1 pseudogene is annotated in these 416 nt (G+C 71.4%); it reads left to right on the top strand.

Annotated features, from left to right (window positions below):
* A pseudogene (locus G3I60_RS44115) lies at positions 1 to 416 on the top strand (NAD(P)-dependent oxidoreductase); the annotation flags it as partial.

Raw genomic sequence — 416 nt, 5'->3', positions numbered from 1 at the left:
CGCTCTTCGTCGACGGCGGGATCATGGCGACCCCGACGATGATCGGTGTCCCCGACGCCGGGGGCTACGTCTTCTACAGCGGTTCGCGCGCCCTCTTCGACACCCACCGGACGGCCCTGGAGGTCCCGGCCGGCGCCCGCTTCGTCGGGGAGGACCCCGGACACGCCGCCCTTCACGACGTGGCGCTGCTGAGCGCGATGTACGGGATGTTCGCCGGTATCTCGCACGCCTACGCGCTGATCGAGGGCGAGGACATGGCCCCGAACGACCTGGCGCCGCTGCTGTCCGAGTGGCTGGGCGCGATGGGCTTCTTCGTCGGCAACGCCGGCGAGCGGCTCACCTCGCGGAACCTCACCACGGGGGTGGTGTCCAACCTGGCCATGCAGGTCGCGGCCAGCGGCACCCTGCTGCGCACC

Source organism: Streptomyces sp. SID13666 (assembly GCF_010548325.1).
GTDB classification, from domain to species: domain Bacteria; phylum Actinomycetota; class Actinomycetes; order Streptomycetales; family Streptomycetaceae; genus Actinacidiphila; species Actinacidiphila fildesensis.
The sequence above is the reverse complement of the archived record's forward strand: the minus strand, read 5'-3'. Positions and strand labels throughout refer to the sequence as shown.